16 protein-coding genes are annotated in these 22,963 nt (G+C 50.2%); 13 read left to right on the top strand and 3 right to left on the bottom strand.

The genetic code is table 11. The features are described 5' to 3' along the window. Positions 1-96: 96 nt before the first annotated feature. The 7 genes from ACQ6WK_RS02320 (at position 97) to ACQ6WK_RS02290 (ending at position 13,691) form a co-directional block, all read left to right on the top strand. The gene (locus ACQ6WK_RS02320; protein ID WP_432799129.1) at positions 97-1,494 is read left to right on the top strand and encodes a polysaccharide biosynthesis/export family protein; all 1,398 of its coding nucleotides are present in this window, start codon (positions 97-99) and stop codon (positions 1,492-1,494) included. Positions 1,495-1,893: 399 nt separating this feature from the next. Next, positions 1,894-4,005, top strand: coding sequence for an exosortase/archaeosortase family protein (locus tag ACQ6WK_RS02315; RefSeq protein ID WP_432799128.1), 2,112 nt, complete (start codon positions 1,894-1,896; stop codon positions 4,003-4,005). Positions 4,006-4,073: 68 nt separating this feature from the next. Then, complete coding sequence (locus tag ACQ6WK_RS02310; RefSeq protein ID WP_432799127.1) at positions 4,074-8,639, top strand: tetratricopeptide repeat protein; 4,566 nt, start codon at positions 4,074-4,076, stop codon at positions 8,637-8,639. Positions 8,640-8,695: 56 nt separating this feature from the next. After that, complete coding sequence (locus ACQ6WK_RS02305; RefSeq protein ID WP_432799126.1) at positions 8,696-10,924, top strand: polysaccharide biosynthesis tyrosine autokinase; 2,229 nt, start codon at positions 8,696-8,698, stop codon at positions 10,922-10,924. Between the two features lie 59 nt (positions 10,925-10,983). Further along, entirely contained in the window at positions 10,984-11,958 is a 975-nt protein-coding gene (locus tag ACQ6WK_RS02300; protein ID WP_432799125.1) for an NAD-dependent epimerase/dehydratase family protein, read from the top strand. A 22-nt stretch (positions 11,959-11,980) separates the two neighbouring features. Continuing rightward, positions 11,981-13,318: a glycosyltransferase family 4 protein gene (locus ACQ6WK_RS02295; protein WP_432799124.1), complete on the top strand. Its 1,338-nt coding sequence runs from the start codon at positions 11,981-11,983 to the stop codon at positions 13,316-13,318. A 178-nt stretch (positions 13,319-13,496) separates the two neighbouring features. Further along, complete coding sequence (locus ACQ6WK_RS02290) at positions 13,497-13,691, top strand: hypothetical protein (RefSeq protein ID WP_432799123.1); 195 nt, start codon at positions 13,497-13,499, stop codon at positions 13,689-13,691. A 66-nt stretch (positions 13,692-13,757) separates the two neighbouring features. Here ACQ6WK_RS02290 and ACQ6WK_RS02285 read toward each other — a convergent pair whose 3' ends face one another. Next, on the bottom strand, positions 13,758-14,180 hold the full coding sequence (locus ACQ6WK_RS02285; protein WP_432799122.1) for a hypothetical protein: 423 nt from the start codon (positions 14,178-14,180) through the stop codon (positions 13,758-13,760). Between the two features lie 118 nt (positions 14,181-14,298). On the opposite strand from ACQ6WK_RS02285, the gene ACQ6WK_RS02280 reads away from it, so the two are divergent. From ACQ6WK_RS02280 to truD, 6 genes are all read left to right on the top strand, one after another. Next, a complete protein-coding gene (locus ACQ6WK_RS02280; RefSeq protein WP_432799121.1) occupies positions 14,299-15,033 on the top strand; it encodes an MOSC domain-containing protein in 735 nt (244 codons plus the stop codon). Between the two features lie 484 nt (positions 15,034-15,517). Next, a complete protein-coding gene (gene rpsB / locus ACQ6WK_RS02275) occupies positions 15,518-16,384 on the top strand; it encodes a 30S ribosomal protein S2 (RefSeq protein WP_432799120.1) in 867 nt (288 codons plus the stop codon). Positions 16,385-16,593: 209 nt separating this feature from the next. Further along, entirely contained in the window at positions 16,594-17,403 is an 810-nt protein-coding gene (gene tsf / locus ACQ6WK_RS02270) for a translation elongation factor Ts (protein WP_432799119.1), read from the top strand. 132 nt (positions 17,404-17,535) lie between these two features. Next, positions 17,536-18,777 carry an acyltransferase family protein gene (locus tag ACQ6WK_RS02265; protein WP_432800367.1) on the top strand — a complete coding sequence of 414 codons (1,242 nt, stop codon included), beginning with the start codon at positions 17,536-17,538 and terminating at the stop codon, positions 18,775-18,777. 357 nt (positions 18,778-19,134) lie between these two features. Further along, positions 19,135-20,019 (top strand): branched-chain-amino-acid transaminase, encoded by an 885-nt coding sequence (gene ilvE / locus ACQ6WK_RS02260; protein ID WP_432800366.1) that lies wholly within the window; start codon positions 19,135-19,137, stop codon positions 20,017-20,019. A gap of 101 nt (positions 20,020-20,120) precedes the next feature. Beyond that, a complete protein-coding gene (gene truD, locus ACQ6WK_RS02255) occupies positions 20,121-21,401 on the top strand; it encodes a tRNA pseudouridine(13) synthase TruD (protein WP_432799118.1) in 1,281 nt (426 codons plus the stop codon). On the opposite strand, the gene ACQ6WK_RS02250 is transcribed toward truD, so the two are convergent. Next, positions 21,398-22,144, bottom strand: a complete 747-nt coding sequence (locus tag ACQ6WK_RS02250) for a hypothetical protein (RefSeq protein WP_432799117.1) — start codon at positions 22,142-22,144, stop codon at positions 21,398-21,400. The genes truD and ACQ6WK_RS02250 overlap by 4 nt on opposite strands. A gap of 110 nt (positions 22,145-22,254) precedes the next feature. Then, positions 22,255-22,914, bottom strand: coding sequence for a 5-formyltetrahydrofolate cyclo-ligase (locus ACQ6WK_RS02245; protein ID WP_432799116.1), 660 nt, complete (start codon positions 22,912-22,914; stop codon positions 22,255-22,257). Positions 22,915-22,963: the final 49 nt, after the last annotated feature.

Here is a 22,963-nt window from a genome sequence, read left to right as displayed (position 1 = left end):
ACGAACCGCCGAGGAGAAGCGAGCACGAACTACTGATTCAGGAGCACGACGTTGAACAGGAATGGTAACCTGAGGAATTGGAGAGGCATACAGTGGATGGCCCTTTGTATTACAGCCACCTTACTGATGCTGAGCGGATGTGAAACAGACTCATTCTTCGACCCGTCTGTGGTGGGTCGTTGGGAGCACACGCCTGTCACCTTGCCGATCCTCGATCGGCTCGATGTGATCGAGGGAGAGGACACCGAATCACTTGCCGTCACCGGCGTGCGACCGGAAGACCTGATCCCTGACATGCGCGAGTATGTCGTAGGCGCAGGCGACCTCTTGACCGTCACGGTCTTTGAGCTTGTTGCACTCGGACAAGAGTCAGTTCAAACACGACGTGTCGATGAGACAGGCCTTATTCGATTGCCCATTATCGGCCCTGTTCGTGCTGCTGGCCTGACATCAAGCCAACTCGAAGCAGAAATCGCAAGTGTTCTCGAACGCAAGAACATTCTGCCTGACGCGGTGGTCAGCGTGATTCTTCAAGAGTCTCGCCAAAACACCTTCAGCGTCATCGGCGAACCACTACAAGGTGGAACCGCGATCGGCACCTACGTTATTCCAAAGCCTGACTTCCGCCTGCTTGATGCGTTGGCATTAGCGCGTGGTGTGCCGGGCCGAACCAAGCGCCTTCGCGTGTTCCGCCAAACGGCTCTGACCGCTGAAGTTGCGGGTGAAGTCACGGAAGAATCGCAAGTCGAAGAAGCCAAGCCTGCTGCACCAGCTCCGAAGAATCCTTCCAAGCTGATTGATGAATTGCTTGAAGGTATCGATGAAGAACCGGTTGTGAAACCCGCGAAAGAAAAGCCTGCTGCACCAACCGCCATCGAAGGTGGACTTGATGCCGGTGTAGGCAACAGCCCACAATGGGTTTTCGCAGGCGGCAAGTGGGTCAAGGTCGATAAACCTGTTGCTGGTGGCGTGACCACTGCAGAACTCGACGAAACCTCCGCACTGGGTGACCTGATCACACAGCGCATCGTTGAAATCCCATACGAACGACTCGTCGAAGGCGACCTGCGATACAACATCGTGATCCGTCCCGGCGATGTGATCAAGGTTCCAGACCCGAGTGCTGGTTTCGTGTACATCATGGGCGAGATTGCACGTCCGGGTGCGTATCAGGTACCGGGCGAAAGCGACTTGACGATCAAGCAATTGATCGCGTCGGCGGGTGGCCTTTCACAGCTCGCCATTCCAGAACGTGTTGACCTGACTCGCCGTGTAGCTGATGCTCAAGAAGCAACACTCCGCATCAATGTGCGAGCCATCTTCGAAGGCACCGAGCCTGACCTCTACCTCAAGCCAAACGACCTGATCAATGTCGGCACAAACTTCATTGCCACGCCGCTTGCGATCTTCCGAAACGGCTTCCGTATGACCTATGGTTTTGGTTTTGTGCTTGACCGTAACTTTGGTTCTGATGTCTTTGGACCGATACAGTAAGAACACCGCGTTTGATCGTGGCTTTTCAATGAGAACCACGTCATAAACGCATGAAAAAGAATATTCATTGCGGCACGGCTTAACGGCCTTGCCGTAACTTTAGTAAACTCTGGCAATCTGTCTGGTGATGAAATTGACTCGGTAGAACAGGCAGGATGTTGGGCAAGGACCGCCCAGTGCGGGGCAGGACGCGATTCTTAGCCGCACCACCAGAACAACCCAAGGATGGATCCGCGTGCTGTAGCCATACGCTACAGCCGGCGTTGTTATTGAACCTGTATGCTGCCCAGTGCGTATGACTATTCATGGTCGAGCCTCTTGGTTTGAGCCTGAGTGTTAGAAGGATATGGGAGGGTGAGAGTCAGTCAGGAAGTTGGGACTGAGCGACACGAGAATAGGATGAACGAAACGGCAACACTAGAACAACCCAAGACGCTAGCGTCCTCAGTCCTTCCTGAGAAGGATTTGATTCCATCCGAGCGTATCCCATGGGTCATCGCATTGGCCATCGGATTTTGCGGAATGCACTGGGCGTATTTGTATCGCATGGGCCGCATTGCATGGAACGACCCAAACTGGTCGCACGCCATGATTGTTCCGCTGATTTCAATCTACTTCATCTACCAGCAACGCGAAACACTCAAGCAAATCAAACCCTCTATCAGCTGGTTCGGACTTCCACTCGTATTCTTTGGCCTATTCGCTTATGTATGGGGCATCACGCCCGGCCGCAACGACATGGCACAAGGCTACGCCATGATCATCTCACTCTTTGGCATGATCTGGTTCTTGCTCGGTTCAAAAATGATGCGCGTGCTTTGGTTCCCCATCATCTATCTCGGGTTCGGCGTTAAAGTCTCACCACTGCTCTGGGAAGCCATTGCCGTCAAACTTCAATTTATCGCGGCTTATAGTTCAACCGTCGTTCTAAAATTTTGCTCAATCTTCTTGGACTTCGAAGTTGACAACCGCGGCTCCACCATCGACATCATTACCAACAAGCAAGTCATGATCGATGGCATCATACAAATGAAGCCTGTCACAGAAAGCCTTAATGTTGCTGAAGCATGTGCGGGTTTACGCATGCTGATGGCCTTTCTTGCTTTGGGTGTCGCCATGGCTTTTCTTTGGAAGAGGCCGAAGTGGCAACGCGTCGTTATGGTGCTAATGACAGTCCCAATTGCGATCACTGTTAACGTCGGCCGCGTCACATCGCTTGGCCTTTTATCACTGGTAAACAAAGAGATGGTCGGCGGCGACTTCCATACCTTCGTCGGTATGGTCATGCTGATTCCAGCAGCTGGAATGTTCCTGCTAATGGGCTGGATCATGGACAAACTTTTCATCAGTGACAAAAGCAAAGTAACCGCAACCTCTGACAATGAGGCAAAAGCTAATAACAACATTGAACCCGATCAACGAAGTCAAAAATTTAGTATTCCTATTTCAAACTATGTGATTTCGTTCATTATTGCCGCAATAACCATGGTCGGAGCTTTCTATCTATACACCTATACCGTCCAATTTAGCGGCATCAGAATTGCAAATAGCGCTATCATCAACATCGTATTCAAAATGATGTGTATCCTAACGCCCCCTACTCTCCTTGGCTTCATTGTTTGCTTGGCCAGTATCAAACTGCTTAACCGTTGGAATCACCTGCCACTTCAAGCGAAGCATTCATGTGCCGCTATTTTCACGATGACACTTTTGATAACAGCTTTCTCTAGCCAAGCAGTTGTACTCAACAGCACACAAACAGTAATCTTCAAAAAGGCGATCAATCCCCGCCACCAGATGTACGCCCTACCCAACCAGGTTGGCGACTGGAAGCTGTACCGCGAAGACCCTCCGATGACCAAAGAAATTCTCGATGCGCTTGGCACGAACAACTACGTCAGCCGCACATATGTTGATGAACGCTGGCCAAAGGATGAACCCGGCCGATATATTCGGTTACATTCCGCTTACTACACCGGTACGCCCGACACCGTACCGCACGTACCGGACCGCTGTTATGTTGCTGGTGGTGCAAACATCGTGACCCAAGGCAGCACAAAGTTGACGGTTAAAGGCCCAGAGTACTTCACCGACGAAGACGGCACCTTGGCTTACAGCCGCTTACACAACGGCGAAGTCCGTATCCCTCAAACCAAAGACATTCCCGCCACATTCATCCAGTTCGTCATGGGTGGCGACAAAATCGGACAGAAAAAAGCGACATCAAATGTTGCCTATTTCTTTGCCGCTAACGGCAAGTTCCTTGCCTCGCCAAATGATGTTCGTTTCTTTGGCACGAGCAAAGAGGATCTCTATGCCTATTACTGCAAAATTGAAGTGCGTACAGATATTGAAGATGCGGAGCAGGCAAAAGCTCGCATTGAAGATTTCTTAAGCGCTTATCTGCCAGAAGTCATGGCATGCCTCCCCGATTGGATAGACGTCACCGAAGGGCGTTACCCCCGCGGAGTAGAGGCAGAACAGTTAACCAATAACTTAGACAGTAACTGAGCAACATTGGGATACATTCGATCGCTTGTGATACACAATGCAGATCTCGCAATAGGAGTACGGTACAAATGGCCGGACGCGTAAACACAAAATTCGTTTTTGTACTCAGTTCAGTAATCATTTTTTTGGTAGCAACGCTGGCTGGATTATGGTACGTCTTCGTACGCAACAGCCCTGAACAATTGGTGCGCCAAGGCGACGCACTGATGGCGGAAGGTAACCCCTATATCGCTATCAAGAAATACGCAGGTGCCGTTCAAAGCGAAGCAAATAACCTTAATTATATTGATAAGTATCTAAGTGCACTTGTTGAACTTAAAGCTGAAGATGCGGTTGAAGCACAACAATACATTGGGCAAAAAATATCGTGGCAGAAAAAAGCCGCAGACCTTGTGCCAACTGACCTCACCTACCGTGAAACATATTATACAACGCTTTTGGAATACCGGAAGAAACTTGGCTATGCATCTTTTGCCGACAAGATTGCGGAGCATGCAGATAACTTGCTGCTATCGTATCCCTCGGATTTGAATTTGCTAAAGAACCGCGGTTTAGCTCGTATTCTGATGATGAACAACAATATGTCTCCTGAAGATCGAGCGATGGGTTATCATGACCTCCTTCTAGTCGCCGAAGAAAATCCAGACGATCTGGAAGCTAAGTTCTATCTTGCCCGTTACCACCTTGCCGAAGCAAATCTTTTGGATCGCCCCAGTGGGGATCGTGAACTGGCCATCGAGCACCGCAATCATGTGCTTTCTATCGCAGAAGATCTGATCGCAAGCCCAACACAAACCATAAAAAATCAAATCAACACTGTATCGATCTTGCTCGACAGCAGCATGAATGCGAACCTGCCTGTAACAGCAAGCGAAGAGCAAGTCCAAGCCGTAAAAGATGCCGCTAATGCACGTCTTGAAATCGCCAAGCCCATCATCATCGCACTTGAAGAGAAAGTGCTCACCAAATCGAATGTTGATGATGATGATCTCAGAACGGTTGCAGGATTTGTCCAATATGCCAATCGTGAGATCGTCAAACGTGAGGATAGCACCCAAACGACTGTCGGCATTGAACGTGCCAAAGCACTCTTCAAGCACGGTCTTAAAAAGGATCCAACTAACGCTTTCTTCATGTTCTATCTAGGCAGCAACCATTTACAGTCAAATGATGTAGATGATGCACTCAAGCTCTTCCGCCAAACGATGGATGTTACCGGTGCGGACACACCGATCCGTCTACTAAGAAATAGAAACCTGCAAGTTCAAGCGGGTATGCACGCGGGGAATATCCTCGTGCAACAAGCCAACGCATCAAAAGATGTTGAGCAAAAAGCCGAAAAGCATGCAGAGATCGAAAAGATTCTTGCCCGCATGGAGAAGGATAATATTAATGCGGCGGTTATTGATGCACTCCGCAGCAAGCTTTTAGTAAGTCAAGGCAACTTTAGAGATGCCGAAGCCTCAATCGAAAGTGCAATTGCTGGCTTAGGCAATATTGATCCTTCCCTTCAACTTCTCGCAGTTGAGTCCCGCCTGAAGAAAGGTGAATGGGGTGCTGCTGCCAGCATGCTCGAAGAATATCTTAAACGTTCACCTAATGATGCTCGCCAACGTCTAAAACTCGCTCAGCTTTACCTCAAACACAAGCAAATCGAACAAGCTCGCACGCATGTTGATGAGCTTAAACGCCTCATCCCAGATAACAACGGCACCAAAGCACTCGAAGGCATCATTCTTGCGGCAGACAAGAAAACCGACGAAGCACTAGAGATCTTTGAGAATATGGACGTCAATGCATTTCCACAGATCCATCAAACACTCGCTGGGCTTTACATGGCTAAAGGCGAGCAAGAAAAAGCTAAAGAGCACGCTATCCAGTATTTTGAAACCGACCCAACCAATATCCGTGCATTACAGATGGTGCTCGGGTTTACCAAAGATCAACAAGAGCAAGAGAGTTTGATCGCAATTGCGAAAGAATCGGGTGCTGATGCAAGCACGCTTGATGTGCTATCCAAACGTGTCCGTGGCGAAGAAATCAACATTAATGCAGATGAACTCATCGCACAAATGAGCGATAAGATTGAAGATCCTTTTACTAAGCAACTCGCCAGAGTACGCCTATATGCACAAGCCGGTGACAGAGAGAATCTCGCCACCGCTATTGCAGAAGCCGCAAAGCTTCAACCGGAAAATCCGGACGTTGTTCGATTACAATTTAATCTTGAAGTTGATGAGCAATCCAAGCTACCCATAAGTGAACGCGATTGGACAAAAGCAGAAACCATCGTCGCTTTTGCTGCTGAAAAAAATATCGATAAAGCACAAGGCGAACTTTATCGAGCGCGTCTCGCTGCCGCTCAAGGAAAGAATGAACTAGCGGCCGTCTCATATAGACGTGCATTAAGTGCCGTCGAAATTAATTCCGATGGCTGGTTTGAACTCGGACAAGTTCTGCTTAGAGATTTGAAATTCGACGAGTCAAAACAAGCTTTTCTAAAAGCGCTTAGCCAACGTCCAGACCACATCCGTGCGATGCAAGGTCTCTCTCAAGTACTGATTCAACTCGGACAAGGCGAAGAAGCTTTAGGTTATATCACCAAAGCACGTAGCTATGCACCAAACGATCTAATCCTACTCAACCAATACCTAACACTTGAGCAAAAGTATGGCTCACGTGAACGAGTCATCGAAATCCGAGAAAACCTGGCCAATCGCCTCCCTCAAAACTACGGCAACAAGCGAATGCTCGCACTTATCTATGCTGAAGATGGCAAGTATGACGAGGCGATCAAGCTGATGAAGCAAGTGACAAAAGACGAAGGTGATTCTCGCACTAACATCAACGCGCTGGCTCAGATCCATGCGGTCAGTGGCGATGTTACTGCAGGTAGAACATTGATTGAACAGTATCTAGTCGGCCTGATCGATACAGTCGCGGCCGAAGATTACCTTATGTTCGGTAGGTATCTCATCCGACATGATCAATCACGTACAGATATTGAAAATGCATATAGCAATGCTATTGAACTTGAAGATACTGAAGCTATGCCCGCCAGCCGCGAGCTAGCTGACCTGTACTTCAGCCGCAGACTGTATGCGGAAGCTGCTGCAATCTATCAAAGCATCTTTGACAAGAGCAACGCCGACACCCGCGTTGGTCTGCGTTTGTCTGAAACCTATATCAACATTAGCGAGTTTGATAAGGCGAGCACTGTTCTTTCCAAACTCGATCCAACCGATAAACGCGTTGCTGAGAGCCTTGTCCTCCGCGCATTGATTGCGGAGAACAATAAAAACACTACCGAAGCACTCCAACTTATCAATAAAGCAATTCGTGCAGATCGCAACAATGCGAAACTCTACTACCAGCGAGCTCGCGTACTTCGCATAAACCCAAACAGCTTGAATGACGCTTTCAAAGATCTCAATCGTGCCATCGAGCTTGATCCCAACATGCTTATTGCACGACGTGATATTGCCATCCTCAATCTACAAATGGGCAACCGCGACGATGCTATTCGCGAACTAAACAATCTTGTTGGCAAGCACCCTGAATACATCCCAGCGCGACTCGAACTGGTGCGGCTTTACTCACAAAAACAAGAAATCACCGCACTTAAAGTGCTACTTGATGACAGTGAACAAACATTTCCTGAAGACGCACGTTGGCCCAACCTAAAAGCTGAACTCGCTCTTAGAAATGGCAATCGTGACAGCGCTATCGCATCATATTTGAAAGTGCTGGAGCTTCAGCCAAATGCCCCAACGCTCAATGCTCTGGCCCAGCAGTATGTACTCAACGATCAACCGGCCCAAGCATTAGAGATAATTGACAAGCATCCAAGCTTGGCCGTCACACCAGTCATTAAAGCCATTAAGGGTCACGCACTTATCAAAACAGACGAAACAGAAGATGGCAGCCATCTTCTATCTGAAGCTCTTAATGAATCTAACGACTATGTACAGATGTCCGCGATTGGTGCCCAAATCAGACTCGCACTTGGAATCGATACATTCCGCACGATGCTTGGATCGCTGACCAACGCAGAGCAAGTAACATGGGCAAATCTTCTGCTCGCAGAATCAGCACTCCGAAGTCGCGACTATCAAGCCACAATCGACTTTGTTAGGCTTGTCGAAGCTGATCTCAAAGACGATATGAAAGTCCGCGGCCTACAACTGCTTTCCAACGCACTTTATGGTGCTAAAGACTTCACAGCATCCAAGGAAGTTTACTATCAGTTGATCGAGCTTCGTCCTAATGATCTTGGTACACTGAATAACCTCGCCTACCTCCTTGCAGCTAAGCTGAACGACCCCACTCCTGCAGTTCCACTTGCCAAACGAGCTCTTGAACTCGCTCCAAAGAACCCACAAGTGATGGATACCTACGGCTGGATTCTCTACCTCACAGGTGAGTACGACCATGCAAAAGACATCCTTGAGGAGTGCATCCAAATCCAACCGATCGCACCAGGCATGCTGCACTTAGGCATGGTTTACGAGAAGTTGGACCTAAACCTCGGTGCAAAAGATATGTATGAACGTGCTATTGAGGCGGCAAAACTTGCTTCAGATAAAGATGTACTCGCAGAAGCCGCCGATCGTTTAAACACGTTAGAACAATAACTATTCGGCAGAAAGACCGCAATCTTATATTGAATGAAGTAGAAGGGTTTATGGGTATGAATGCTCCACAAAAAATGACTAACCCCAACATGATGCCGCAAGCGGGAGCACCCGCATCAGGCAAGTTCAAGCCGATTGATCCAATGCGCGTTCTGCGTGAACATCTTTGGATCTTGATTACGGTCTCACTGATTAGCCCTGTAATTGGTGGCGGCGTATGGTTTGGCCTAGATAAAATCATGCCCAAGTGGACAAGCCAGCAAATGTTTCAAGTTTCTCCGGGTTCAAACAATGCATACGATCCATCAGGTGGAACACAACTGAATACAGGTCAAATGCAACTGATTGAAGCATATATTGCCACACAAACATTACGCATACAGTCTGAACAAATTCTAGATAAAGCGTTGGACTCTCCTTTGATCCAGAATACTACTTGGTATCAAAAGTTTGATAATGACAAAGTCAAAGCGCGTAAAGCACTTGAGGATGGCGTGGTAAAATCGTACAGCCCACGTGATTCGACCGCTATTATTTTATCTGTTTCAACATCTTACGAGCAAGATTCTAACCGTATCTTGGAAGCTATCGCTGACACATATATCAAAAGCCTTAACGCAGATGCCAATTCTGAATTCCGTGAACTCGACCGCTCATTTTTAGCTGAAGTCAACCATAGTAGTAATCGGATCAAAAGTTTAAATAGAGAAATCCAAGCCTTTGCAAAAGATCACCAAATTGTAACCTCTGCCGGGGCGCGAGCCCAACTCGAAGTTGAGCAATACACCGAGCAAAAGGTCATCTTTGAAGCTCAACTGGATGGTGCCATCAAGCAACAGCAGATGCTACTTGCACAAGCCAATTCCCCTGAAGTAGAACCAAATGCTGAAGATCTTCAGGCTGTACAACAAATGCCGGAAATTCTCTCTCTTCAGCAACGAATCAATGACGAGGAAGCCTCATACAAAGGGCTCCTAACAATGTACTCAGAAAAACATCAAATCTCGCGACAAAGCAAAAGTCGTGTCGAGTCATATCGTGAGCAACTCCGCCTAAGCACCGAACGCAAGCTACGAGAAATGGAAGCCTTTCGTCTCAAAAATGCTCAACAAACGATCGACAGCCTCACCAGTCAATTAGAAGAACTTAACGCTCGACTCGCTCCGGCCGAGAAACGGCTAACAGATCTAAACGCACAAATTGAGCAGTACAATCAAATGCTTATTGATCTAGAGCAAACCAAAGAACTTAAGAATGCCGCGGAACAAGCACTTGCCAATTCTCGTGTTTACCAAAAACGACCTGACAAAGAACGTATCAAGCGTATTGGTGGCGCAACGCTACCGGTAAAAACATTTCCAAAACCTCTCCTTGTCGTTCCCGGTGTCATGTTTGTACTAGTCGGACTGACAACTGGTCTTATCTTCCTTCGCGAAGTACTTGATCAACGCGTAAAGAGCCCAAGTGACATTAAACTTATCCCTGACTCATCACTGCTCAGCGTTATCCCCAGTATCAATGACGATAAAACCAGTCATGCACCAATTGAAGAAGTTGTGCGTAATTATCCGACAAGCTTACTCGCTGAAAGCTATCGCCAAGCACGCACTTCCATCCTAAATAAGATGGAGAAGAAGGGCTATAAAACCCTCATGGTCGTTGCAACGCAACCTGGCAGCGGCGCAACAACCACAGTTCAAAACATTGCGAGCAGCATGGCCGCAAATGGACGCAATGTACTCATTCTCGATGCAAATATCCGTCGCCCCAAAGCCCATGAAATTGCAGATATCACCAACAAGGGCTGGACCAATGCCATTGGGAATAACGCCGCACTCATGCAAGTCATCCATGCTGGCAAACCGGGTGAACCTTCAATCCTCTGCGTAGGCAATGGTCAAATTCGGCCTGAGCTTTTTGAGTCTCAAGACTTCAAGCAGATGATCGATACGCTCAAAGAACAATTCGACTATATCCTGATTGATGCGCCGCCTCTGCTTTTAACCTCTGAAGGCCAAGTGCTGACCAAGATTATTGATGCCGTTACGATCGTGGTTAATGCCAACAAAGATCAACGTGGTGTGGTCCAACGGCTTCAAGGCAAACTCAAGGGCAACCATGCAGATGTACTTGGCATTATTCTCAACGAAGTCAGTGCCAGCGCCGGTGGTTACTTCAAGAAGAACTACCAAGCTTTCTACAAATACAGCAACGAAGCGAACAGCCAACAGACGAACACAGAAAAGGCAGAGGCAGTTGCCTCTATGACGGATCACAACCATTAAGTGTAGGCCAGTAACTAAAGCTGTGCTAAATGTATCCTGTTGCGTTTTAAGGATTTAATTTGACCACGCAAAAAATCATCATCACCGGCGGCGCAGGTTTCATTGGCTCACACCTTAGCGAGAGACTTCTCTCCTCAGGCCACCAATTGATTCTCGTAGATAATCTTTCCACCGGTAGAAAACACAATGTCGACCACCTCATTGGCGATCGCTGTCAACTGCTCGAAGCGGATGTCATTGATGCATTTCAAGATCCTTTATTATTTACTGACGTCTCCGCTATCTATCACCTTGCTGCTTCAGTCGGTGTGAAACGAGTCATTGACGACCCCACAGGCATGATCAAGTGCAATATCTACGACACAACCATCGTACTCGAAGCTGCCGCCAAACATGATATCCCAGTACTCATCACTTCCTCAAGTGAAGTCTATGGCAAGTGCCCTGCTCCACCTTTGAAGGAAGACATGGACTTGGTCTATGGGCCTACAACAGCGTCACGATGGTCCTATGGTTTAAGTAAAGCTATCGACGAACACCTTGCCATTGATCTCTATAACAAAGGTAAGGTCAAACCCGTCATTGTCCGTCTTTTCAATACCATCGGTCCACGTCAGATCGGCGAGTATGGCATGGTCGTACCGCGATTCATCGAAAAAGCACTTGCGGACCAACCGATCACCGTTTACGGCGATGGCAATCAAACGCGCGCTTTCTGCGATGCTCGCGACATTGTCCGGGCCATGACATTGTTGATGAATAACGAATCTTGTTTCGGCGAAGTTTACAATCTTGGCTCAGACACAGTCGTTACCATCAACGAGCTTGCAGAGTTAGTGAATAAAGTCACACAAAACACTGCCGGTATTGAGCGGGTTGCATATGAAGCTATCTATGGCAAAAACTTTGAAGACCCTCAGCATCGCAAGCCAGACGTAACCAAAATCAAAAATGCAATTGGCTTTGAACCCGAGTTTACTCTCGAAGACACCATTGTCGAGCTTGCACAATCTAAACAAATAACCAATTCATAATCACTAAAGGATCTATCACACCGTGCTGACCGTGACACTAGCACAAAGAATGGCTGACTTGCTCAATGATGCTGAAACCTACAGCATCATGAATGCCATACGCCCATATGTCGGCGTGTTTTTTGCTGCTTTCTTTGTCGCGCTCATCACCACACCTCTCATGCGGATGCTCGCTCTTAAAAATGGCATCGTTGACTGGCCGGACCTTCACCGTAAAAACCACATTGAACCCATCGCATACCTTGGCGGCGTTGGTATTTTTCTTGGTTGGCTTGCAGGCGCGGGCCTCTGCTACATGCTCAACCCAACCGGCGAGCATTCACTCCACCTTGGTATGCTTATGAGCATCGTCATCGGCGCACTTGCCATCACACTCACCGGTCTCTTCGACGACGTCTATGGTTTCTCTCCCCGCGTCAAACTTGGTGGACAACTCTTCGCAGCAGCAGCACTCGCCACTCAAAACTTCGGCGTCGAGCTCGTCCATAATGCTTACGGACTCACAGGTCTCCCCACCTTCCCCGGCTCAGATACAATCATCTATATCCTTGGCACTGCTGCTATCGCATTCTTTGTTGTCGGCGGCTGCAACTCACTTAACCTCATCGACGGCCTCGACGGCCTCGCGGGTGGCGTCACAGCAATCGCAGCCATCGGCTTCCTCATTCTTGCAGGTATCATCGCCTCCGAAGCTGTCGAAGCGACCACCATCGCCAATCAAGCCCTCCAAGCTGGCTCGATCGATCAGCTTCCCACATGGATTGAACCAACGCAACGTTCTGACGCATTACGCATCGTTATGTGTCTCGCCATCTTAGGCGCAGTCCTCGGATACCTTCCCTACAACTTCAATCCCGCCTCCATCTTCATGGGTGATGCAGGCTCCTTACTACTCGGGTTCCTCTGCATTTCCACCATCCTCCTCTTCTCACAAACCGGCGGGAACGCACTCAAGCTCGTCACCGCATCCCTCATCATTTTTGCACTTCCTATTACGGACACCTCTCTTGCAATCTTCCGCCGAAAGATGCGCGGCAAACCCATCATGTCACCCGACAATGAACACATGCATCACCTGTTCCGCCGCTCCGGACTTAGCGTAAAAAAATCCGTGCTTGCCATGTACTGCATCGCCATCATGTTCGCTGTCATTGGCTGCGGCATGGTCTACCTTGAATGGTCACTTCGCTTCATGCTTATCGTCGCATGCGTTATCTATGCCTTCATTCTTGTTGGTTCATACAAGTACGGTCACAAACTCGCCCTACTCGACAAGATCCGCAAAGAAGAAGAAAAAGTTACTGCGGATAACGAACAACCAGTGCTCGCCGGAGCTACTGCCAACAACATCGAATCTTAAAGACTCGCCACAATAGTCACGCGATCCGCAGGCTATTCATCTCAAACTGAGTCACTAACCACGACACTTTGAATGACATTTCCCCCTATACAGGGTTTTGGTACGCGCCAAACCCTGCATATTGATCGTGGATGGCACACATTCAAATTCTGGCACAACCCTTGCATATAGTTAAGTGGTGAAATTGCTGCCTTTAGGAACTCCCTCACCAAAGGTCGGCAACTTTGAAATTCCAGCAGGCTCGCAGCCACATACCGGCCGCATCTTCCAAGAAGCGCGCATAGGTGCAGTCGGCCACCTCTCCTGCGATCCCAAATGGGACGCACCAGCGATGGGAAAAAGAGAAGGCTACTTCAACCTGCTGTGTGGATAGATCAAACAGGCCCGTGGAGTAATGAATACTTCGCGGGCTTGTTTTAATGTCTATTATCCTCAACAATCAATCACGAATCTTTGATCTGCACTTCTCTATCCATGCAGGATCTGATTCCACCGGATCTGGATTCAACCACCAAAGTACCAATAATGCCACCACTACAAACGGCAACGATAATAAATACGTCACACTAAGCGTCGTATAAAACCAACTGCTATCTACAATCATCAGCACAACGAACAGTAACAAGCTGACACCGATCGCTATCCACATTTTGCCAAGGCAATTCAGTCGCGGCGCCCAGATTAAGCCGCACCCTGAACACTCTCGCACCCCCAACGGATGATTCTTGTTGTATTGTTTCTTCGTGTGCATCGCAGTTTTGCCCAAGCATTGCGGACACGTCTCCCCTGTCATACGGCTATAGCGATCGCGCCCCGCACCCTCAGCAGAGTTGGGAACATCTTCAGGTTGTGAACTGGACATACTTCACTCCATCGCGCTCATGAAAGGTGGACCGTATCATTCTAGAGAATAAAAACCTGCCGCCAAGCGGTTGTACAATAAACAGCCAACGAATGACTTCATCTCCGAAGGGACGATCATGCCTTCCCACCCAGACATCACTACCTCGCCGATCATCCTCTCGCTCTTCATTGGCAAGCCCAAAGATCTCGGCACCCCCAGCGGTACAGACTGGCACAACAAACCGTGGCGCTCTGCCATTTTCAAAGAATCCACCACAGAACCCATCCATCTCGACACCCTTGGCCATCACGGCGATGGCGTGCAAGAAACCAAATTCCACGGCGGACCGGACAAAGCACTCCTCGCCTATCCCGCCAACCACTACACCTATTGGCAACAACAATTCCCTGACACACCCAGCACCTACGGCTGGTGCGGCGAAAACTGGACTCTCTCAAACCTCGACGAAACCCAAGCCTGCATCGGCGACACCTTCATCGTCGGATCCGCCACAGTTCAAATCTCGCAACCCCGCCAACCATGTTGGAAACTCTCCCGCCGTTGGCAGATCAAATCTTTTGTCCGTGAAGTCCAACGTCTCGGCTACAACGGCTTCTATCTCCGAGTCCTCCAGCCCGGCACAGTCCAAGTTGGCGATACTCTCACTCTTACTGATCGCCCACACCCAAACTGGCCTACCCGTCGCGTTCACGAACTGCTCTATGATCGTTCCACTCCGCCGGAGCTTCTCTCACAACTATCTGCCTTAGAGCTGCTCTCTACCTCAACTCGTTCCCATTTTGAACGCCGCCTTCAACACCCCTACCACGACGATTCAGCCAAGCGGCTCAAAGGCGAAAACGGCACCTAGTCACAATCCCTTAATTGGACGCCATTTATGACACCACCTTCCTCCCACTATGGCTAAAAAAGCTCTACGTAAAATTCTTCCACACCTTACCCCCCACCAAGCCGATCAGTTACCATACATCGGCACGGCGGTAACAAAACTGCCCTGTGACATCGGAGTGGGATAAAGCCACACTCGCCTCACGGCTTGCCATAAGTTGCAGCCGCTAGGTGTGTTGCTACAATTACTCGAGAGTTTGAGTACGCCTCTCGCTCTTATTTAGGCTTGCGCCTCAAGGACGGCCAGCAAGCCCAGCCCAAAACAGTTACGGACGATCGCAGCGGTTCTTTTGGACCCGATTAGCAGGACGTGCATGATGCCATCCGCCGGGTTTTACAACCACTTGCGATCATTCACTTTTATAACCCCCCTTTAATCTGGTAGTTGGTTCAAAGGCTCAATAAAGCAAGCCTCAAAAAACACACCACTGCCCAGGAGTTTATCGATGGCATCACTCGTCAAGGATCTAGTCGAAGCAGGCGTCCACTTCGGACACCGCGCCACCCACTGGAACCCCAAAATGGCGCCGTACATCTACGGCAAACGCAATAAAATCCACATCATCGATGTCAAGGAAACCATCAAGGGTCTCCTGCTTGCTCGCAAGTACATCACCAAAACTGTTTCCGAAGGCAAAGACATCCTCTTCGTCGGCACCAAGCGTCAAGCACGCGCTTCGATCCAAAAACAGGCCACTGAAGTCGAAATGCACTGGGTCACCGAACGCTGGCTCGGCGGCACACTCACCAACTTCCGCACCATCCGCGAACGCCTCAAACGTCTCGAAGAACTCGAACGCATCGAAGAGTCCGGCGAAATCGCCAACTACTCCAAGAAAATGGAGTCCACCCTTCGCCGCGAAAAGAACAAGATCCTTCGCAACCTCGAAGGCATCCGAAAAATGAACAAACTCCCCGGCGCCATGGTCGTCGTGGACCCCTCAACCGAACACAACGCTGTCAAAGAAGCACGCAAGCTCGGCATCCCAACGATCTGCTTGATCGATACCGATTCCGATCCAGACTTCGCAGACATCCCGATCCCCGGCAACGACGACGCCATGCGCGCCATCGACGTGGTCATCGGTTCACTCTGTGCCGCCATCGCTGAAGGCAAGCACTCACGCGTCGCCAAAAATGAAGGCAAAGACAAAGACGGTGCTCCACAACCGCGTCGCCGCAGCAACCGTTCTCAGTTCTCCGCTTCTGCTGACGAAGCACCCAAAGCTGAAGCTCCTGCCGCAGAAGCACCAGCAGCCCCCGCCGCTGAAGCACCTGCCGCCGCACCTGCTCCCGCAGAAAACGGTGCCTAAAATGACATCGCTCTAACCCACACGGCCATACCCGGCAAAGGCATCCGCTCACGCCAACAATTTTGAAAATCACGGTGAGCAAAACAGGTTGATGACAACGGTTTCCGTGCCGCGAAATAACGGATTCTTATACGTCTTCAAACTGTTTGCTCACCTGATCACCATAATCTAAATCAAATTCACCCCTTGATCTCGACTGGAGCAAGACCATGGCGACGATTACCGCCAAGGACGTAATGGAACTCCGCAAAGCAACCGGCCTCGGCATGATGGAAGCCAAAAAAGCTTTGCAAGAAACCGATGGCAACATGGACGCTGCGAAGGATCTCCTTCGCACCAAAGGCCTCGCAAAAATGGACGGCCGCACCGACCGCGAATCCGCGGAAGGCAAAGTCGCCATCGCCATCTCTGATGACAACAAGAAAGGCGTCATCGTTCTCGTCAACACCGAAACCGACTTCACCGCTAACAACGACATGTTCATCGAGAAGACCCAAGGTGTTGCCGTTGAAGCACTCAACAATGACCCCGGCGAAATCACCGTCAACGATGCCATCCAAGGCCTCATCGACGACATCCGCGTGACCACCAAGGAGAACGCGCAGTTCAGCAAGGGCGTCGTCCTCGGCGGCGGCAATTCCATCATCGGTTCATACGTACACTTCACCGGCAAGGTCGGCGTGCTCATCGAACTCGAAGGTGAAGCTTCCGAAGAACTGCTTAAAGACCTCTGCATGCACGTCTCCGCGATCAGCCCTGCCCCGCTCGGCGTGACCGAAGAAGAAGTCCCCGAAGACGCCATTGCCAAGGAACGCCAGATCGCCAAGGCGCAAGCCATCGAGTCTGGCAAGCCCGAAGAGATCGCTGAAAAAATGGTCGACGGCAAGATCCGCAAGTACCTCGACGAAGTCGTGCTGCTCCGCCAGAAGTTCGTCAAAGACGACAAGAAGCAGATCAAAGACCTGCTCCCCGCTGGCACCTCGATCAAAGCTTTCGTCCGCTACCAAATTGGCGGCTAAGCCTTGCTTGACACAACCTAAACATTCAATCAAAAGCACTCATTGCTCAATGGGTGCTTTTTTTGTATAAGTGTTTTGTCCATCTAAACATAACAGCCACCCAACACGACATCATACAAGAGGGGCACCACACTGCGACTGTACTGCATTGATATCATCCGAGGCATCAGCTCCCTCGCCATTGTACTACTACATTCGAGCATTACGTTTTGGTTGGCCGTCTTCCCCGACATCCTCTACCAGCCCATCGAAAGCGTGAGCCAATTCCTGATTTACATCACCACGCTTACCTGCAACTACGGCTGGATAGGCGTGCGCATCCTCATCGTCCTCAGTGGCTTTTGCGTCTACCTCGGCATTGCTGCCCGCAAACCCGAACGCATCCCCATCTTCCCCTTCATGAAAAAACGCATCCTTCGCCTCTACCCCACCTACTTCTGCGTGCTGCTCTGCGCCATGCTCTTTACCATACTCTTCTACCGCGCCGACCTCACCTTCCAAAACATCCTCGGCCATCTCATCTTCTGGTACCACAATTTCTATCCCGTCCTCAAAGAACCTGCCGAGTTCTCTTCCGTCTTCTGGTTCATGTCCCTCATCGCCCAGCTTTATCTCGTCTTCACACTCCTCTACCCCTTCATCCGTAAGCACGGCCTCGGCGCAGTCTGCCTCGCCACACTCACCTTCAGCATCGTCTGGCACGTCTTCTACATCTACACCACCGCCCAACTAAACTGGGAATGGTACGCCTGCATCACACCCCGCCACTTCGTCCTGGCCAACATCGGCGAATGGCTCGTCGGCGCCTACCTCGCTGAATGCTGGCACAACAAACAGCACGAACAACTCCGCACCAAACTCAAGCTCTCCCTGCCGCTCACCCTCATCATCAGCATCGCCATCTTTCTCAGCGTGATCATCTTCAAGCAGTACAACGATCTTCGCTTTGAATATCGCGACTCGTTCAACCTCCCGCTGACTGCCGCCACTTTCCTGCTCATGCTCTACATGATCACACTTGAAGGCCGCACAATGCAGCGCAAGCAAGCCGCCAACCTGCCGCACAAGCCGCGCAACCCACTCACCAAAATCATCATCTTCGTCAGCGACCGTTCCTACAGCCTCTACCTCATCCACGTTACCGTCATCGCCTTCATGGGACAGGTCGGCATCCGCCTCTTTAACCTCAAGATCGAGGACGCCCCCGGATCTTTCCTTTGGCTACTCACCATCATCGCCGGCATCATCATCGCCTTCATCGCCACCGAATTCCTTTATCGCTTCGTTGAGTTGCCTTCACACCAATGGGTCAGAAAACTCAGCCGCCCACCAGCCTCACCAACCACAACAGAAACGCAAAAGATAAAAACCTGAACCCCATCACAGCACCTGCCTCTGAAGAACGCATGTCCCGCAAATTCATCAAGGATATTTCGATTGCGTGCATCATCACACCGCTTCCCACTTTTAGACTTCCACCCCAACCCCCGGTTATAATGATCCGACGGGTGTGGGCCCGTAAAATCGTGCCATATCAGCCATACTGCCGCTCAAAGCAGCATTTTGCCGATGGATACGAACCAGCCACCAATCGCTTTTGTTGTCGCGAAGCATTGTCTTCGCGCGATGGGATTGCTGGATCACAACGTGGATGTTGAGAAAGAACAGGTATTTATCATGAGTCAGGCAACGAGCAGCCATGCTGCCGACCAACAAGCTGGGAAAACCAACGTGGACAAACAAATCTGGTTAAACGGCAACCTCGTCCCCGCACAAGACGCCACCGTCTCCGTCTATGATCACGGACTCCTCTACGGCGACGGCGTCTTTGAAGGCATTCGTATCTACAACGGTCGCATCTTCAAATCACTCACACACCTCAAGCGCCTCTTCGAGTCTGCCAAATCTATCCGTCTCGAAATTCCTTATACCATTGAACAACTCCACGAAGCTACCAAACAAACCGCCGCCACCAACAACCAAACCAACGGCTACATCCGACTCTGCGTCACACGCGGCCCTGGCACGCTCGGCATCCACCCCTTCCGTGGTTGCACCCCCAACACCTTCATCATCGCTGACGGTATCAGCCTCTACCCAGTAGAACTCTACGAGACCGGCCTCGAAGTCATTACCGCCTCCACCATGCGTAACCACCCCGCTGCACTCTCCCCACGCATCAAATCCATGAACTATCTCAACAATGTCCTTGCCAAGATCGAGGCCATCGACGCTGGCGTTCTCGAAGCTGTCATGCTCAACCATGAAGGCTTCGTCGCAGAATGCACCGGCGACAATCTCTTCATCGTCCGTAATTACCTCGACAAGCAAGTCCTCATCACCCCACCTATTTCCGCAGGTATCCTCGAAGGTGTAACCCGCAACGAAATCATCAAACTCGCACGTGCTAAAGGTATCACCGTCCTCGAGGAAAACCTCACCAAACATGATCTCTACACTGCGGATGAGATGTTCCTCACAGGTACTGCCGCAGAAGCGATTCCTGTAACCAAAGTCGACGGTCGTGAAATTGGTACAGGCACCCCCGGCTCGGTCACCACTGATCTTATTACAGCATTCCATGCACTCGTCGCCGAAAACGCACCTGAAGACTAAACTCAGCAAATAACTCATAAACAATTACAAGCCCACTCGCTTTGCGGGTGGGTTTCTTTTGATCCCACACTTGTCATCCTCATTCACGCTAAAATACAAACATGAATCATTCGTTCCCTCAATCCCCCTTCAAAACGACCTACCTCTCTGCCGACATCCCCGGCACCGGCGGGTCTATCAAACAACGACACGAAGACTTCCTCGTTGAAGAACAGCCCCTCTACCAGCCCACCGGCGAAGGCGAACATCTCTACCTCTTCATCGAAAAACGCGGCATGACCACCCTCGACGTCTCCCGCCGTATTGCCCGCGCCTTTCACATCAAAAAATCAGACGTCGGTTACGCCGGCCTCAAAGACAAACACGCCATCACCCGTCAACACTTTTCTGTCTACCTCCCCAAGCGTGATTTCGAAGAAGAAGGCCTCAAAAATCTCGAACTACACGACAACATGACTCTCCTCTGGCACGACCGCCACGCCAACAAACTCAGACGCGGTCATCACGGCGGCAACCGCTTCGTCATCCGCATCCGTGACATCCAAGTCCACGACGTCCTAAGAGCTAAGCGCGTATTAGATCTCCTCGAAACGAAAGGCGTCCCCAACCGTATAGGCGATCAACGCTTTGGATACCGCATGAACTCACACATCATGGGCTACCACCTGCTTAAGAAAAATCACCAAGACTTACTCGATGAGATGCTCGGACACACCTACCCACAAGACGCGCCTCTCCTTCAGGAAGGCCGAGAACACTACCGCAAAGGCGACTACCAACAAGCCCTCGAAATTTGGCCGCGTGCCCTCCGCTATGATCGCCAAGCACTTGATGAACTCCGTCAAGGCAAAACTGCTGAGCAAGCTGTTTCCCGCATCGACGTCGCACAACGCCGACTCATGATCTCCTCCACCCAGTCCGCCGCCTTTAATGAAGTTCTTACTCAACGTATCAAAGACAATACCTTCAGCACCCTTCTCCCTGGCGACCTAGCCATCATCCACCACAACCGCGCCGTCTTCGCCGTCGATGATCAAACCGCAGAAATCGAAAACGCGCCTACCGGCCGCATCCCCTCCTTCGAAATCTCGCCTTCCGGCCCCATGTGGGGCAGAGACATGCCACGCACCTCCGGAAAAATCGACCAACTTGAACAGCAAGCTCTCGCCAATCTCGACCTGTCTATTCATGAGTTAGAATCTGATCGCCACGACTACGCAGAAGGTGCCCGCCGCCCCTTACGTATCAAAATGGATAACCCCGACATTGAAGGCGGTGAAGATGAGCACGGCCCATACATCCGCCTCGCCTTCGATCTCCCCCGCGGCGCCTATGCCACAAACATCCTCGATGAAATCATGAAACCCGATCAATCGTCTTAATCCACCTCGGACGAACCACCAACCCGTCGATACTGCTCTTCCACCACACCTGCCCATAATTCTTCAAACCGCACAACCATTTTTTCAAACGCTTTCTTCTCCGCCTCCCGTTCAGCATCCATCCGCGCTTGATCCTTGAGCCACGAATTGGAAACCCGCTTCGCATCGCTCTTCGCCTGCGTCGTGCCATAAATAAATCCCGTTCGCACATCCATCAACACCAACGACGCCACAACATTCGCTTTCGATTCCTGATTCGGCAAGAACCCAAGCGTCAGCAACCCAAGCGGGCCAACATCATGATCGTGTACACGTGATTTGGTATCAAACGTGTAAAGCAACAACATATCCGCCTTCATCGGCGCAGCCGCTTGACGTAAATCGTCAACCGTCGTAAATGCCTCAGGCGCAAGTAGCGGATTCAACGGACCAAGCTGCCGGATCATCGGCAACGTCCTCAGCGATTCAAATGTATCCGTTTCCCCCAACGAATCAGCAAGACGGTACTGCGTACCCTTTACCGAGTATCTATTGTAGCGATTCCAATGACCTTCTTTCTTCACCTCCATCGCCACGATAGATGCTGGAAACGCAGCCGCAGGTTTACTCGCAAAAGCGTCCTTGATCTCTGTATTCGTGATTGATCCTAGCGACACACCCTGCATCGGCGCTACATAAGATGCACAACTAAACTGCGATAAGCCAATTATTAACAACAACACAACGATACAACAGCGCTTCATAATTGCCTCCGAAATAGTGATTGCCCCTGCGGCTAATAAACAATGTCAGCCTTCATCAAAAAGTTTAAACGCCGCACAATTAATCAGCAACAGTTTTTTCGCAGAACAATTCAAGTCTCTTCCCAAAGCCCATCCTCATCGATCGCCACTTCATCCCGTTGATACACCGCTTCCTCCGTCACCACCAAATCCATCACCGCGTCGTGTTCACTCGCCGGCAACTCACCTAACACCTGACACTCAAACGCCAAGCACATCCGTACCGTCAGCGCCACCTTCTCAAAATACCGATCATAATATCCACCACCCTGCCCTAGTCTTGCCCCATATTTCGTTGCAGCAACGCAGGGTGTCACCGTCACATCAGGGTTCCCCAAAAAAGCCTTCCCCTTCCGCGGCTCCAATACGCCAATTGAATTTTCCTTCAAAACATCCAACCCCAATAGCTCAATCACCTTCATCTCCCCACCCTTCTTCACCACACCCTTCGCATTCCCGATCCGCGGCACACATACCCGCTTTCCCCCCTCAAGTAATTTCTCAATCAGTCCTAACGTCGCTACCTCTTTCCCATACCCCACGTATATAAACACCGTCTCTGCCCGCTTTACTGCTTCAAGTTCAAGCACTGTCTCGCAAATTTTCTCGCTCGCTACCGCCCACACATCCTCGTCCAACGCCCCACGCACTTTCCGCACTGCATTCCGCACTTCATCTTTTGTGTGACTTGCTGGACTTGCTAAAACTTTTTCATGATTGATTTCGCTCATATACAAATGATATCAAACGCAATCCTTCACATCCCACGAACACCTTTAT

The sequence above is a fragment of the Poriferisphaera sp. WC338 genome (assembly GCF_050931845.1).
GTDB lineage: Bacteria > Planctomycetota > Phycisphaerae > Phycisphaerales > Phycisphaeraceae > Poriferisphaera.
This window is presented reverse-complemented; position numbering and strand designations above follow the sequence as displayed.